12 protein-coding genes are annotated in these 15,412 nt (G+C 70.0%); 4 read left to right on the plus strand and 8 right to left on the minus strand.

The genetic code is table 11. The features are described from left to right. The first annotated feature begins 43 nt into the window (after positions 1 to 43). Together I847_RS23300 and I847_RS0111170 are read left to right on the plus strand one after the other, a co-directional pair. The gene (locus tag I847_RS23300) at positions 44 to 718 is read left to right on the plus strand and encodes a phosphatase PAP2 family protein (protein WP_034609973.1); all 675 of its coding nucleotides are present in this window, start codon (positions 44 to 46) and stop codon (positions 716 to 718) included. Next, positions 718 to 1,413 carry a phosphatase PAP2 family protein gene (locus I847_RS0111170; RefSeq protein ID WP_034609975.1) on the plus strand — a complete coding sequence of 232 codons (696 nt, stop codon included), beginning with the start codon at positions 718 to 720 and terminating at the stop codon, positions 1,411 to 1,413. Before I847_RS23300 ends, I847_RS0111170 begins: the two co-directional genes overlap by 1 nt. Here the strand turns inward: I847_RS0111170 and I847_RS0111175 are convergent. Then, the gene (locus tag I847_RS0111175) at positions 1,399 to 3,270 is read right to left on the minus strand and encodes a hypothetical protein (RefSeq protein WP_028049758.1); all 1,872 of its coding nucleotides are present in this window, start codon (positions 3,268 to 3,270) and stop codon (positions 1,399 to 1,401) included. The genes I847_RS0111170 and I847_RS0111175 overlap by 15 nt on opposite strands. 527 nt (positions 3,271 to 3,797) lie before the next feature. Beyond that, positions 3,798 to 4,160 carry a hypothetical protein gene (locus I847_RS0111180; protein ID WP_028049759.1) on the minus strand — a complete coding sequence of 121 codons (363 nt, stop codon included), beginning with the start codon at positions 4,158 to 4,160 and terminating at the stop codon, positions 3,798 to 3,800. A gap of 399 nt (positions 4,161 to 4,559) precedes the next feature. On the opposite strand from I847_RS0111180, the gene I847_RS0111185 reads away from it, so the two are divergent. Next, positions 4,560 to 4,784: a hypothetical protein gene (locus I847_RS0111185; protein WP_196804536.1), complete on the plus strand. Its 225-nt coding sequence runs from the start codon at positions 4,560 to 4,562 to the stop codon at positions 4,782 to 4,784. A 131-nt stretch (positions 4,785 to 4,915) separates the two neighbouring features. Further along, positions 4,916 to 8,188, plus strand: coding sequence for a hypothetical protein (locus tag I847_RS0111190; RefSeq protein WP_196804537.1), 3,273 nt, complete (start codon positions 4,916 to 4,918; stop codon positions 8,186 to 8,188). A gap of 240 nt (positions 8,189 to 8,428) precedes the next feature. Here I847_RS0111190 and hisD read toward each other — a convergent pair whose 3' ends face one another. The 6 genes from hisD to I847_RS0111220 all read right to left on the minus strand — a co-directional run bounded on the left by hisD (position 8,429) and on the right by I847_RS0111220 (position 15,331). Continuing rightward, entirely contained in the window at positions 8,429 to 9,655 is a 1,227-nt protein-coding gene (gene hisD / locus I847_RS0111195) for a histidinol dehydrogenase (RefSeq protein WP_196804538.1), read from the minus strand. 252 nt (positions 9,656 to 9,907) lie between these two features. After that, positions 9,908 to 10,882 (minus strand): glycosyl hydrolase family 32, encoded by a 975-nt coding sequence (locus I847_RS23305; RefSeq protein WP_051274808.1) that lies wholly within the window; start codon positions 10,880 to 10,882, stop codon positions 9,908 to 9,910. Positions 10,883 to 10,884: 2 nt separating this feature from the next. Beyond that, positions 10,885 to 11,826 (minus strand): carbohydrate ABC transporter permease, encoded by a 942-nt coding sequence (locus I847_RS0111205; protein WP_081680796.1) that lies wholly within the window; start codon positions 11,824 to 11,826, stop codon positions 10,885 to 10,887. 1 nt (position 11,827) lies between these two features. Then, entirely contained in the window at positions 11,828 to 12,808 is a 981-nt protein-coding gene (locus I847_RS0111210) for a carbohydrate ABC transporter permease (RefSeq protein WP_028049764.1), read from the minus strand. Positions 12,809 to 12,883: 75 nt separating this feature from the next. Further along, positions 12,884 to 14,203: an extracellular solute-binding protein gene (locus I847_RS0111215; protein ID WP_034609977.1), complete on the minus strand. Its 1,320-nt coding sequence runs from the start codon at positions 14,201 to 14,203 to the stop codon at positions 12,884 to 12,886. A 90-nt stretch (positions 14,204 to 14,293) separates the two neighbouring features. Next, positions 14,294 to 15,331, minus strand: coding sequence for a LacI family DNA-binding transcriptional regulator (locus I847_RS0111220; protein ID WP_034609979.1), 1,038 nt, complete (start codon positions 15,329 to 15,331; stop codon positions 14,294 to 14,296). Positions 15,332 to 15,412: the final 81 nt, after the last annotated feature.

A 15,412-nucleotide genomic window follows, 5' to 3' on the forward strand; every position in this document is an offset into this window, starting at 1 on the left:
CTCCCGACGAGCGGGGACGGTCCGACGGCCCTAGCCTCCGGGGATGCGTCCTCTCCCCCTCCGCCGCCGCGCGCTCCTGCGTGCCGCCGCGTTCGGGGTGGCGTTCACGGTTCCGGTCGCCCTGCTCGCCTACCTGGTGCGTGCACAGGTCGACGACGTCCTTCGCCTCGACCAGCGGGCCATCGTCGCCGCCACCGCGATCACGCGCGCACACCCCGAGCTGCGGCAGCTGCTGCTCGCCTGGCAGGAGATGTTCCAGGCGAAGTGGCTCAACCTCGCGGCGACCGGGTTGTGCGTCTGGGTCTGGCGGCGGCACGGACTGACCACGCGCGCACTCTGGGCGTTCCTCACGATCATGGCCGCGTGGGCCCTGCAGCTCGGAGCGAAGGGCCTCGTGCAGCGCACGCGGCCGGTCGTCGCCGACGCGGTCGCGCACGCCCCTGGATCCAGCTTCCCGTCCGGGCACGCGACGAACACCGCCGCCGTCGCGGTGACCGTGACGTTGCTCGTCTGGCCGTTGCTCGGCCCCCGGGGACGGGTCGTCGTACCCGTCGTCGCGGCAGCCTGCGTCCTGCTGACCGGTATCGACCGCGTGATGCTCGGCGTGCACTTCCCTTCCGACGTGATCGCGGGGTTCGCCCTCGGCACAGCCCTCGCGGGAGCGTCCTACCTCGGCTACAGCGGCTGGTCCGCCGTCGCCCCTCACCCGGAGCCCTGATGCACACCTTCCTGCACCGATACGAGCTCGACGACTCCGCACCGGCCGGCCGTGCGGCGCTCCGCGACATCGGCGTCCGGGTACTCCTGCCCGCCGTCGCGCTCTGGGTCGTCGTCGTGGGCGTGGGTCTGTTGATCACGGGACCGCTGGACGACTGGCCGGGCGAGCAGGCCATGAACCGCTGGTTCGTCTCGATCCGGACGCCGGCGCTGAACTCCGTCACGGCTGCCCTCTCGGCGGTCGGCAGCACCGAGATCATCATCGGCGCGTGCGTGCTGTTCGTCGCGCTCTTCTGGTGGCGGACGAAGCAGTGGTGGGTCGCGATCATCCCGGTCCAGGCGATCAGCGTGCAGGCGATCGTCTTCATGACGTCCGCGTTGGTGGTCGGGCGGCACCGCCCCGACGTCGACCACCTGGACACCTCGCCGCCGACCTCGTCGTACCCGAGCGGGCACACCGGCGCCTCCACGGCGTTCTACGTCACGCTCGCGCTGATCGCCCAGCGGATCGGCAACCCGGTGCTGCGTGTCGTCGTGACCGTGCTCTGCCTGCTGGTTCCCGTGTGCGTCGGCGCGGCACGCCTGTACCGGGGCATGCACCACCCCACCGACGTGGCCATGGGGGCCGTCAACGGGCTGGTCTGCGCGTTCCTGGCATGGAACTACCTGCGGCGGGACACCTCAGGCCGTGAGTGACATGTCCAGCTCGCTGAGCGCCGTCGCGCTGTCCAGGTCGCTGGTCACCCGGTGCCGATATCCCAGGAACCCCGCGATGCACACGCGCGAGTCGTCCCCCTCCTGGGGGCAGGTCCCCGCGACGCACGGCGGCTCCTCGGCGTCGTCCGATCCGTCGACGTTGGCGGCGAGCCACTCCTTCGTCGCGTCGCAGAGGCGCAAGGTCTCGTCGACGTCGGTGCGCAGCGGGAGGTAGTAGAGGAACTGCACCGGGATCACGTGCGTGATGCTGTCCTTGAGGGCCACCTGCACGCTGCCGGGTGTCCTCATCGCCTCGCGGAGCTGGGAGACGAACGAGGGGTGCTTGGCGAGCCCCTCCGCGAGGTCGCCCCAGACCAGCCGGCCCGTCCGGGCCAGCGCGACCAGGTGGCTCGCCACCTGCGACGGGTCCCCGACGGCGGCCCAGTTCCAGGAGTACCAGGTGACGGCGCCCTGCTCGTCGGGCTCCGGGATGACCCAGGTGACCTCGTCGAGGGCGACCCGCGCCGTGTCGATGAAGGCCGCCACCCGTTCCGGGTCGAAGTGCACCTGCGCGGCCTCGACGCCGGCGTCGTCCGAGAGCAGGAAGGAGAAGTTCTGCCTCCCGTCGTCGCAGCTCGCGTAGAGCGCGAGCGTCGGCGCCTCGATGCCCTCGAGCGACTCCGGATCGGTCATGTCCTCCACGAGCCGGAACGTCGTCTCCGCCGTCGTCTCCGTCACCGGCTCTCCCGACGACCCGGCGTCGGACTGCGCCGCGATCCCCGGGGCGATCTCCGCCACGACGACGTTGACCTGCTCGACGTGGACGATGAGTCCGCGGACGGAGAGCACGCATCGCACCCGCCAGTCGCCCGGCTCGGTCGGCGCCTGCAGCGCGAAGTACAGGCGCAGGGAGTCCGCCTTGCCTGCCGGTCCGATGCCCGCCGGCCGGGTCACGGTGAACGGCCCGTCGGCCGACATGCGCAGCTGTCCCGGCGGAGGTGCGACAGGGAACTTGTCTCCCGTTCCGTCGGCCAGGATGACGACGTCGACCAGCTCCCGCCGGACCCGCTTCGGAAGAGTCAGCGGCGGCCGGAGGCCGTTCGCGGCATCGTCCGCGTGCGGCCCGACGTTGACGGCGAGCCAGACGCGGCTGCCGGGTCGCACCCGGGGCAGGTGCTCAGCGGGTCCGGCAGCGGCGAGCACCGCGACGTTGACGTGCGGACCGCGGTGCAGCTCGTGCTCGGGCGCGGTGGACGGCCGGCGGGGACGGAGCCCGCGAAAGATGGGCAGCCGCTCGAGGATCGATCGGCGAGCACCCGGGTCGTTCGCGGCGCTCGACTTCTCCCACGTCAATCGGTCTTGAATTTCCCATTCGAGCGTTTCCGCATTGGCCGTCAGCTCTCTGACGCGTGCAAATGAGCCGACCCCGAGAACGAGTCCCAGAAGTGTGTGGGCTGCGCGCACCACGTCGATCCCGGCGTGGGTGGCGGGGCCGGCGAGGTCGGCCTCGCGGTACCGCGACCTGTCGAGGAGCTGGTCCGCCGCGGACACCACGTCCTCCGCAGACAGGTCGTCGTCCTCCGACGCCGCGCCGAGGGCGACGACGAACGCGTCGAGCGCCATGCCGAAAACGAGCGCGTCCGAGGGGCCGGTCCGTTGATCGCGTGCCGGGCCGCGCAGCAGCACGTCGAGCCCCAGATCGCCCCACGTGCCACGCAGGGAGGATCGCAGGCTGCGCAGCGCAGCCACCCACGCGCGCTCGAGGAGCGTCGACGGCAGGTGGATGTCCCACGACTCGTCGAGGGCACGGACCGCCGCGTCGCGGAGCAAGTCCAGTACATCGCGCTGGGCGACCATCTCTGGGCTCCTTCCTCCGTCGGCCGGCGTGCGCGAGTTTATCAACCGCAATGTGCTATGGCCGACGGCGATGCGGGGGAAATGATCGGGCAAACGTCGACGATCGGGGCGTACCGTCTCCTAACCCCGGAATGTCAAGTCGGACATTTTCTCCGACGCTCATTGCACATACCAGCGCGGGTCGGGTCCGCCCACGACCGCATCCATGCGCCGCTCCTGCTGCGGCCGGCCGTTCCGCCGCTGCCGGGGGGCGCAGGTCGATGGCGCTGTTGCAGGTCAGCCTGGGATCCGGCTCCTCGAGCACGTCGTGCGGGCAGCCGACGCCCGACCGGCGCCCTGGACCTGAGGCCCGGTCGGCGCTGTCGTCCGGGGAACCGAGACGCGTGCCGCCTGGCCGGCGAGATTTCACCCGGTCGGCGTCATGCGGGCTGTGGCATCAGCCCGACGTGCAGGCGCGCGGGAGTGCCCTCAGCGATCGTTGCCCACGACCCGTGAGGCGCAGCGCGGCAGCGCCGGCCCGGCTTCGCTCAGCGGGGCGTGAAGGACGTGCTGCACTTCCAGGTGGACGTGCCCTTCGTCGCGGACACGCTCACGACGACCTTGTAGCCCTTGGTCGCGCGGGAGATGGAGTACGCGACCGAGGCCTTGCCCGTGGTGGACGCCGTGGTCTGCTTCTGGTTCGTCGTCGTCTTGTAGTGGGCGGCGGTCGTCACCTTGGCGGAGCCGCCGACGCCCGAGACCCGCACGACTGTCGTCGTGTACTGAGCCGGTGCCGTCACCGACATCGACGCCGTGCAGCTCCCCGTCGCCGCGGAGGCAGGTGTCGCGGTGAAGGCGACAGGAGTGAGGGACAGTGCAGTCGCGATGGCGACGGTGAGTGCGCGGCGCACGGTGGCTCCTGAGGCGGTGGGCTGGTCGGACGCACAATTCTGCTGCCTTTCCCACGCCCGGCCGACGAGCGTTGCGGGCCGCATGCCATATCCGGCCGGAGCCGGGTACCCGTTGTCGTGGTTCGTCAGGGTCTCCGGGGCGACTCGGGGTGCCCGGCCGCCGAGAGTTCACCCCCCGGCTCGGCGCGGTCGGGGTCAAACGCACCGTTCGTCCTTCGCGCGCGCGCCGGGCGGTCCGTCGGACGCAGTGTCTCTGTCACCGCCAGGGCCGACCGATCGTCGTCACGGCCAGGCTTGTAGCGTTGCTCGGCGGGGTCGATCAGAGCCCAGCTGCCGGAACGTCCTGCCTCCAGGGCGCACCGACTTTCCGACCATCTCGGATCGGAGGTCGCACACGTCGTGACGAACGCACCTTCGCCAGGGACGGGGCACGTGTTCGTGACGCGCTTTCGCGACGGCTCGTGGAGCGCGATCTGGCAGGGTGAGGGCGCCGAGGCGGCATCCCACGTCGACTTCGACGGCACACGCGATGTGGTGGTCGCCTGGGCATGGGCGCAGCCCGCCGCAACCCGTCGGCGGTTCGACGACGAGCGAAACCAGTACGTGCCGCTCGAGCCCGAATAGCGACCCAGCGCCGACCACCGGCCCCGCGACGACGAAACGGGCCGAACCAAGGTTCGACCCGGTGGCTTGGGGCGCGAGTTTCACCCGGCGGATGCCAAACGATTTGCACCGCGGCTGCCGATCCAGAGGCCATGACGACTCTGACTGACCCCACGGAAGGGCGCTCCACGGTGGGACGAGCCGCACGGGCGCATCGTCGCGCCCAGCCCGCGGCCGGTCGACGTCGCCTGCTACCTGCTGTCGCAGCGGTCGTGGCCGTGGTCGCCACGTCCGTGTGCGTCGCCGTCCCCGCGCAGGCTTCGAGCGGCACCACCCTCTTCGTGGAGACCTTCCGGGACGCGACGACCGTCAACTCGCGCTATCTGGCGGGCGGCACCAACTTCCGCGCGTGCCTGACGGCGGGTTCGGACACCTCGGCGGCCCCGATCCCGGGCTGTCAGGCGGGTGCCATCGACTCGGTCGGCAGCGGCGCCTTGCGACTGACCGCCGCAGTCGTGGACCAAGCCGGCTTCCTTCTGTATGACAAGGCGCTGCCGACGAAGGCAGGCCTCGACATCACGTTCAACCAGTTCCAGTACGGCGGGTCGGCAGCCGACGGGATCACGTTCTTCCTCGCGGACGGGTCGCAGACCCTGTCGACCCCGGGTGCGTTCGGCGGGTCCCTGGGCTACCACAACCGCCTGGGCGTCCCCGGCCTGTCCGGCGGCCTGCTCGGTATCGGGTTCGACGCCTGGGGCAACTTCAGCGTCGAGACGAACAACACCGCGGACTGCCCCTCCACCAATCCGGCGTGGATCTGGGGCAGCGACTTCAACCACACGTCGAGCGTCGCGATGCGCGGCCCCGGCAACGGATTGAACGGCTACTGCCTGCTCGACGCCCCGGTGAACACGGCCGACGTGTCTGGCGCCCCCTCGCTGCACTCGGCAAGCGCCCCCCGGCCGGCACCGATCGCGACCCACATCGTGATCGACCCGCCGACGGATCCGGCACCCCAGGTGAGCGTCTTCCTCGACGGCGTCCTGGTGTCCCAGGTCGACGAGCCGGCGGAGATCGCGACGACGCCGACGTTCAAGTTCGGCTGGGCTGCCTCCACCGGCAACAAGACGGACATCCACGAGCTCACGTTCCTCAAGGTGACGTCGGTCAACCCGATCAAGCCCGACCTGTCCGTCGCCGCGACTGCCTCGACCCAGTCGACCGGCGTCCCGGGGACTCTCGCCCTGGCGGTCCGCACCTCGGAGGCCAGCGGCCCGGTACCTGCCGGGGAAGCCGTCTCCCTGGCCGCGGCCGCACCGGCGGGCGTGTCCTTCGGGCTCCCGACCGGCGCCGGCTGGGACTGCTCGGCCTCGACGCCGTCCCAGGCGGCCTGCTCCTACCTGCCGAGCGGCGACCTGGCACCGGGCACCGACCTGCCCCCGCTGACTGTGCCGAACGTTCTCGCGACAAGCGCGAGTGGAAGGCGCACCGTCACCGGCACGGTCACCAGTGCGAGTGACGACCCGACCCTGGCCGCCGACAATGTAGCGAGCGCGACACTGCAGTGGACCCCGACCGCAGCGCCCGTCGTTGCGGGCCCCGTGGTCGCCTCCGCGACGCCGTCGACCGTGCTCATCGACCTTGATGCCGTGGGGACGGGCCCGTTCACCGTCGCCACGACCGCGCCGACGACGCCGTCCGTCGGGTCGGTCGCACCCTCGGGGCAGAAGCTCCAGGTAACGCCCGCCCCCGGCGCGAGCGGTCCCATCCGTGCGACCTACCAGGTCACCGACCCCGACGGGGGTACCTCGGGATGGGCCGCCGTCACGGTCGACGTGCTGCCTGCCGGGCAGCCCGCGTCGGTCGTGACCGACATGGGGCAGCCGGTGACCGCCGCGCCGGGGCTGCCGGTGGGGACGGGTCCGTTCACGTACCAGCTGTTGCCGCACGGCCCGGGGGTTGCTGACGCGACGGTCGTCTCGACCCCGACCGGGCCGCAGCTGACGATCACCCCGGCCGCCGGGTTCAGTGGCGTCACGACCGTCCAGTACGAGGCCATCGACGCGTCCGGTCTGCACAGCGCGCCGGCCACCGTCACCGTGCGCGTGCGCCCGGGGGCCGGGCCGGCCGTCCTTGAGCTGTGGCTCGACGAGGACGGGAACGCCGCGGACAGCCTGACGCTGCCGACCCCGGCCGGTACCGGTCCGTTCGCGTTCACCCGCGACGGGGCGACCCGCATCGCACTCGGCACCGACGCGACCGTCAGCGCGGGCGGCATCCTGGACGTCGTCGTCTCCGGCGGGCACAGCGGCAGCTATCTCGCCGGCTACCACGTCGACGACACCGACGGTGTCTCGAGCGGGACCGTCGACGCGTCCGTCATCGTCCACCCCTACCTGGCACCGCTGCCGGTCGTCGAGGGCACGACCGGAGAGACCCTCGTGGCGGCCACGCCGACGACGGTGGGCACCGGCCCCTCCACCTGGACGATCGCCGGACCCGAGGTGACCTCCGGTGCCGTCCGCATCGACCCGTCCACCGGTGTGCTCACCCTCGACACCACTGACCTTTCCGGCATCATCCAGATCGCGCTGACCGGCTACGACTCCGCGGGCCTGGCCACCCAGACCCGCGTCGTCACGTTCACCGTCATCCCCGTCGCGCATGCCACCCAGGCGGACGTCGAGGCATCCCTGACCCCGGTCCCCGTGACCCTGACGCCGCAGACGCCCCACGGGACGAACCTGACCACCGTCGTGCAGGCGGGACCGACACCCGACATCGCCGCCGTCACGGTCGTCGGACACACCCTGGTCGTCACCCCGGCCCCGGGCTACAGCGGGATCCTCACCATCACCCACGCCGTGGTCGGTGCCGACGGCCTGACCAGCGAGCCGGTCACCTCCGTCCTGCGCGTCCACCCCACGACCGCGGGCACGAGCGTGAGCACTCCTGCCGGGACGCCAGTGAGCGTCCAGCTTCCGGCGCCGGTCGGGACGGGCCCGTTCACGTGGCAGATGGACGCCACCTCCGCCCTCGTGGGGTCGGCAACCGTCGACCCGGTCACGGGGGTCGCGACCTTCACTCCGGAGGCCGGGTTCGTCGGGAACGTCGACGTGCGCTTCACCGTGACGGACGCCGCCGGCCTGCGCAGCACGCCGGCGACCTTGAGCGTCCTCGTCTTCGCGACACCCCCCGCGCCGACGGCGACCGCAGCTCCCGCCGCGCCGACGGCGACCGCAGCTCCCGCCGCGCCGACGACGACCGCAGCTCCCGCCGCGCCGACGACGACCGCGTCACCGGACGGGCTGCCGATCACCGGCGCATCGGCGGGTGAACTGCTCACGTGGGTCGCGGCACTGCTCGGCGCGGGAGCGCTGCTCCTGCTCATCGGCCGCTCACGACGGCCAGCACACCGACGGTAGCGGCTGGGCGCCGCGGTTACCTGGTGACCGCGGCGCCTTGTGGGCCCGTGGAGGTTCGGGCGGCCGCATCGACCGCGACCTCGTAACCGTGCGGGGTGAGCAGCCCCGAAGTCGAGCACGAGACCAACGTGACCCTCACCGCCGGTGCTCGGCTGTCACCTATCCGGGAGACCCCACCGGGTCGCTGAACGTTTCGACCCCACTCCGCGGCCTACGCCTCGATCCATGGTCAGCGGTACCTCACCGACCGTCCTCGCGCGAGATTCGTGCGGACTCCGCGTGCGCGGGAAAGCCCTCGTGTCGCGCGATCAGCTCCAGTCGTCCCGCCATCGCTGCCATGGTGGTCGCGTCGAGCTCGAGCACCGCGATCCGTTTGGTGAACGAGGTGGCGGTCACCCCACTGGCGGTGCGAGCGGCCCCGGTGGTCGGAAGGGTCGCGGGCGTGCCCCCGGTATAGCTCGACGCCACGAATGGCGTGTGGCGGCCAAGAAGGACCGTGCCCGCGTCCCGCACGAGTGCTAGCGCGGCGTCGTTGTCGTGAGTGAGCAGGAGCAGGTGCTCAGGCGCGTAGGCGTTGGCGACGTCGAGCGCCTCCTCCACGTCGGACACCAGGTACGCGCCGCCGCGTGCCACCGCCGATCGTGCATACCCGTGCCGCGGCTGCGGAAGCTCAGAAAGCCTTCGGCTCGCTGCCGCGAGGGTCGCGTCGAGCAGCGCAGCGTCGTCGCTGAGCAAGACGGCCGACGAGTCACTGCCGTGTTCCGCCTCGCTCAGGAAGTCGGCAGCGAGCATCTCTGGGTCGAGGCCAGACTGCGCGACGATGAGCGAGTCGGACGGCCCAAGTCCGGCCGGCACGACGAGCCCGGCCGCCGCAGCGATGCGCTGGCACGTCTCGATCGCCGGGCTACCCGGTCCGGCGATCATGTCGACTGCTGGGACGGTCTCGGTGCCGAAAGTCACGGCTGCGATGCAGGCCGGTCCGTTGGCGACCAGGATGTGGGAGATCCCGAGGCGAGAGGCGATGTGCACCGTCGCCGGGTCGACGTACCCGTGCTCCGGTCCCCAGCGCTTGTCGGGCGGCGAGGCCACGACAAGGTTCGCGACGCCCGCTTCCACCGCCGGTCCGCCGACGTGGATGAGGACGGACGGGAACGAGCCCTTGCCCGCCGGCACGAACAGGGCAGCCGAGTCCAGGGGTCGCGTCAGCTGTCCCATGCGATCCGGGCCGAATGCGACCAGATAGTCCCGCGAGCGCTCGGCGAGCAGAGAGTTGTAGGCACGCACGCGCTCGACACCCAGATCCAGGGCGTCGCGCAAGTCGTCGGGGAGCGCGTGCCCGTACTGCGTGCGCAGCATGTCGACGTCCCGCAGGAGGGGCCCCTCCAGCGCGACTCCGTCGAAGTCGAGGGTGACGGCGCGGACCGCCTCGTCCCCACCCGTCCGGATGCGCTCCATGAGGGTTGACATCTCTCCGAACAGCTCGGAGTGGAGTGGATGGGCGCGCGCCGTTCGACCGCGCGTCACCGCGCGAACGTCCGCCTCAGACAGCGACGCCCACGGGCGCCATGAGAGGGTCGTCTGGGCGTCGGACATCGGGCTCCTAGCTGTCGGTCCCCTCGCGAAGAACGGGCGCAAACCGTCAGGTGGTGCACCTGCAAGCCGACTGCCCGGGCGCGGTGGGGAAGCCGCGCCCGGGAGGCGACGAACAGGAAGGTTGCCTTACACGACCGGCGCGAACCGCGCTGGTGAGCGTTCGCAGGTGAGCACGCCACCGATCCAGGCAACGGGAATCGGAGCGCAGAGGCCGCCGACGAACTCTCCCGAGTCGTCATGGTTGACGAACGCGAGCAGGTTCCACGTTCCGGACCGGTCCTGCACCAGCCTTCCCGCGTACAGGGAGCTGTCGGTCAGGCGCGTGGCCTGGCTGATGTCGAACGGTCCTGTGAGGTCGTCCACCGGCAGGCTCCAGATGCCGCCGTCGGGGTCCGTCTCCAGACGGTCGTCGGCCAGCTCGCCGGCCAAGCAGCTGAACAGCAGCACGCCGCGACCGTCCACCTCCACCACCTGCAGCACCTCGAGCTGTCCGAAGCCGGCGCCTGCCTCGCTGAGCGCCGGCTCGACGCGCCACGTCTCCAGATCAGTGGAGGTGGCGTGGCCGACGACGCCGCGCTGCCGGAGCTCGCCGTGCTGGGCTCGGGCAGTGACGAGCATGTGCCACCCGGCACCGTGCGGATCAGGGAAGACCCAGGGGTCGCGCCACGTCTCGTTGTCCCACGCCGAGTCGCCGAACAGCTCGTAGTGCTGCTCGTCGGCGACGACCGGTTGCTGGGCAGGATCGGTCCGCCACGTCAGCAGGTCGGCCGAGGTGGCGACTCCGACCCGCTGTCGCATCCCGGGCTCCCCTCGGGTGCGACCGGTGTAGAACATCCGCCACACGCCGTCCGGACCCCGAAGGACCGAGCCCGTCCAGATGGCGAGGTCGTCGAAGGCGGGACCGTCGCTGGGAACGAGGGCATCGGCCACCTCCGTCCACGTGCGCAGATCGGCTGACACGGCGTGCCCGACGCTTGCTCGCTCGTGCCGCCGGTGCGGATCGAGCAGGGCGCGGGAGGCCTTGAGGTAGAAGGCGTGGAACTGGTGGCCGTCGTCGACGAACCATGCATCCCAGGTCCAGACGTCAGGAAGGAGGAACATGCCTAACCCTTCACACCGCTCGAGGCGATGCTGTTGATGAATGAGCGCTGGAACCCAAGGAACAGCACGAGGACGGGAATGGTGATCATCGAGGCGTACGCCATGACCTGACCCCAGGCGACGTTCAGCTGGAAGAAGTACTGGATCCCGACCATCACGGGACGCAGCTCTTCTCGCTGGACGACCATGAGTGGCCACATGTAGGCGTTCCAGATCGGCAGGAAGGTCAGGATGGCGACGGTGGCGATCGCCGGACCGGACAGCGGCATGACGACGCTGCGGTAGATCCGGAACCAGCCGGCACCGTCCATGCGGGCGGCCTCGTCCAGCTCGCGCGGGATGCTGGAGAAGTACTGGTAGAAGAGGAAGATCGAGAAGGCGTTCGCGATGAACGGGATGATCTGCACCTGGTAGGTGTCGATCCAGCCGGTCGTGAACACGAGGTGGAACCCGTCCAGCTGGATGGACGGCAGCTTGTTGACCCACCACAGCAGCGGCAGGGCGAGCGTCTCGAACGGCACGATGAGCGTCGCGATGATCGCCGTCAGCACGGCCTGCTGACCGCGCCACTGGAGCCGGGAGAGGCCGAACGCGGCCAGGCTGTTGACGAAGATGCCGAGCACCACCGTGAGTCCTGAGATCCCGATGGAGTTGAGCAGGAAGCGCAGGAAGGGCACGCGGTCGAAGACTCCCGCGTAGTTGTCCAACGAGACATCTCCCACGGGCAGGAAGGCGCGCCAGTTCGTCATGTCGGCGAAGATCTGCAGGTCGGGCTTCAGGGACGACACGAACATGAACAGCAAGGGCAGGACGAAGACCAGGACCAGGACCACGCGGGCCACCGTGATGAGGACCGACCGCGGGCGGCTGACCGGCGCCCGCCGGCGGTTCTGGGGAGCAGGTGCAGGCTGCACCCCGGTCGGTGCGTCTGTCAGTGCAGCCATGTCAGACCTTCTCCCGGGTCAAGAACCGCTGGATCGCGGCGACGGTGAGGACGAGCACGAAGAAGATGAGCGAGATCGCCGAGGCGTACCCGGTGGCGAGCTGCTTGTAGCCGCTGCGGACCGCCATGAACACCAGGGTCGTCGTCGAGTCGAGCGGGCCACCTTGGGTCATCACGCTGATCTGTGAGAACAGGCTCAGCGCGGAGATCGTGATCGTGATGAGGATGAACGTCCGCGTCGCCCGCAGGCCCGGCCAGGTGATGTACCGGAAGCGCTGCCAGCCGGAGGCGCCGTCCAGGTCGCCCGCCTCATAGAGGTCGGCCGGGATCGTCTGCAGGCCGGCCAGCCAGATGATCATGTGGAATCCCACGCCCTGCCACACCGACATCACCATGATCGCCGGCAGCGCGGTCGACGGGTTGTTCAGCCAGTCGATCGGCGTGAAGTGCCCGAACGTCACCCGCACCAGCATCTGGTTCAGAAGTCCGTCCAGCTGATAGAGGAACTTCCACAGGAGGGAGATGACGACGATCGACGTCACCACCGGGACGAAGTACACGGTCCGGAAGAAGTTCGTCCCGCGGACCTTCGCGTTGACCAGGAGCGCCAGCACGAGGCCGAACCCGGCCTGGACGGGCACGATGACCAGCGCGAACACCACGTTGTTGCGCAGGGAGGCCCAGAACACCGAATCGGTGAACAGGTTGGTGAAGTTGTCGAACCCGATGAACTCGGCCGGTCTGGGCGAGATCAGCCTGGCGTTGGTGAAGGCGAGGATGAAGGCCAGAACCACCGGCACGACGAGGAACAGGAAGAGGAGGATCCCTGCCGGTCCGACCATCCACGCTGCGGTTCGGGACTCGCGGGATCGTGCGGACGTCGGCCGGCGCTGACCCCCTGCGAAGGGTCGGGCCGACTTGCGGCGGGTGGTGGTGAGCGCGGCCGGTTCGTTCCCGGGCGCGAGCGGAGTCGTGGAGACCATGACGGGCCCTTTCGGGTTGGGTCCGGCCCGGCCGGTGGGGGTTGTCACCACCCACCGGCCGCGCCGGTTGCGGCATCAGTACGTGTAGCCGCCGTTCTGCTTGATGTCCGCGTCGATGTCCTTCGCGGCCTTGTCGAGGATCGGCTGGGGATCACCACCGGAGAGGATGTCCTGCGTCGCCTTCTGGAACACCGAGGAGATGATCGGGTAGGCCGGTGTCACCGGACGCACCAGCGCGAAGTCCTTGGCCAGCGTGAGGTAGATCTCGTTCTCGCCACCGGGTGCGTAGGCCGGGACCTGAGCCGCGGCCTCCTCGGTCGCCGGAATCAGACCGAGCGTGTTCGCGAAGTCGACGAAGTACTTCGTCTGGTGGGCGAACTCGAGGTACGCCTTGGCAGCGTCCGTGTTCTTGCACTGGTCTGTCATGCCCCACTGCCACGAGCCGCCACCGATCTTGGGGCCCTCACCCAGGTCCGGCGGCGGGATGACGGCGATGTCGTCGCCGAACGCCTTGCGGACGGTGTCGTTCGCCCAGCTTCCGGAGTAGAGGATCGCGCTCTTGCCGTTGACGAAGTCCGCGGTTGCGTCCGCTCCGGACTTCGCCGCCATGTACCCGTCCTTGACCAGGCCCTGGAACCAGTTCGCCCAGTCGAGCGCCTCCGGTCCGTTGAGGACGCCCTCGGCGCTCTGGTAGTCCTTGCGGTCGATCAGGTCACCGCCGGCACTCTGCAGGAACGGGGAGTAGGCGTAGGGGATCCACTCGCCGCCGCCGCCTGTACCCAGGTCCAGCGGGTAGGGCCACGTGCCGGTCGCCTTCAGCTTGGCCAGCGCGTCGGCGAACTCCGCCTTGGTCCACGGCTCGTCCGGCGTCGCAACCCGGATGCCGGCGGCCTGGAGCACCGACGGACGGGCGAACATCGCCAGCGCGACGTCGTAGAAGCCGTAGGAGTACACCTCGTCGCCGATCTTGCCGATCGTGGTGGGGAGCTGACCGTCCCAGGTGCTCTCCGGGAGGTCCAGGGGTGCGAGGTAGCCGGCCCATGCCCAGTTGGGGACGTTGGGTGCGTCGATGTCCACGACGCACGGGAGCTTCTTCGCCGACGCGGCGGCGACGACGGCGTCGTTGTAGGAGTCCTGGGGGAACGACTGCACCTTGACCGTGTACTTGTCCTGGCTGCCGTTGAAGTCCTTGACGATCCGGTTGACGACACCCAGCTCGGCCTCGTTGCCGCCATTGTGCGTCCAGAGCTCGATGGTGCTGTCGGACGAGGATCCGCCTCCGGAGCTGGCATCCGAGCTCGAGCCCGAACCCGAGCCCGAGCAGGCGCTGGTCAGCGCGAGCGCTCCGATCGCTAGACTGGCCGCCGAGAGGCGACGGATGGTTCGATATGCCACGGTTTTCCTCCGATGTCACTGATGGGTTCTGCAATGGATCCGGCACCGCGTGCTCGAACACGCGAGCGGTGGCTGGCGTCGTCCCTTCCGCTACGGCGGAGGGGGCGACGTCACCGATGCGCGTTGGATCACCGCGCACCGGAGTTCTGCGGTTCGGACCGGCATGCTCATGCCGGCCGGAGCGTCGATCTGGGCGTAGAGCTGCTCGACCGCCCAGACGCCCATCTCGTAGTGCGGTAGCGCGAGCGTCGTGACGCCCGGGTAGAGCCCCTCGGAGATGAGCTCGAGGTCGTCGAAGCCGACGACGGAGAGATCAACCGGGATCGACAGGCCGAGCTCGGCTGCCGCGCGGTAGGCGCCCATGACCATCCGGTCGTTGAAGCAGAACAGGCCCGTCGGACGCGACCGTCCGCGCAGGACGCGGATCGAAGCCTCGTACCCGCCCTCGGCGACAGCGGCGGCGTGTTCGACCACGACGTCTGCCGCCGGCAGGCCGGCCTCCGCGCAGCGGGCTCGGAATCCCTGCTCGCGACCATCGCGCGCCGGGATGTCGTCGACGTTGTTGATCATGGCTATCCGACGGTGACCCGCCGCGAGGAGGACGTCTGCCGCGTCCCAGCCGCCGCGTACCTCGTCCGGGACGACCCAGGACGTGTCCGGCTCGGCCGTGCGAGCGTTCACGACGACGAGCGGTGATCCGCGCAGAGCCTCAGGCACGACGACGATGCGGTGGTACATCGCGGCGTACAGCATGCCGTCGACCCGCCGGTCCTGCAGCGCCTTGATCGCCTGTCGCTCGACGTCCTCGTGGTACTCGGTCGTCGCCACGAGGAGCACGCTGGCCCGCGCACGCAGAGCGTCCTGTGCTCCGTGAACCAGGTGCCCGGCGAAGGGCGTCGTCGCGATCTCGTCGGAGATGAAGCCTACGGACTGAGACCGCTGCGTGCGCATCGTCCTGGCGAGGGCATCGGCCTCGTACCCCAGGTCGGCTGCGACGGCCCGTACGCGGTCACGAGTGCGCGGCGCGACCCGAGCCGCCTTGTGCGCGCTCAGCGCGTGGGAGACCGTCGTGATCGACACACCAGCGGCCGCAGCGACGTCCTTGATGGTTGCCCGGCTCTGCGGCATCGTCGCCCTCCGTTCGCTTCGTCGCGATTGCAAATCGTTTTGATTCCGGAAGAGATAGTCCGTGCGAACACCGACCGTTGT

Source organism: Cellulomonas sp. URHD0024 (genome assembly GCF_000426185.1).
Taxonomy (GTDB): domain Bacteria; phylum Actinomycetota; class Actinomycetes; order Actinomycetales; family Cellulomonadaceae; genus Cellulomonas.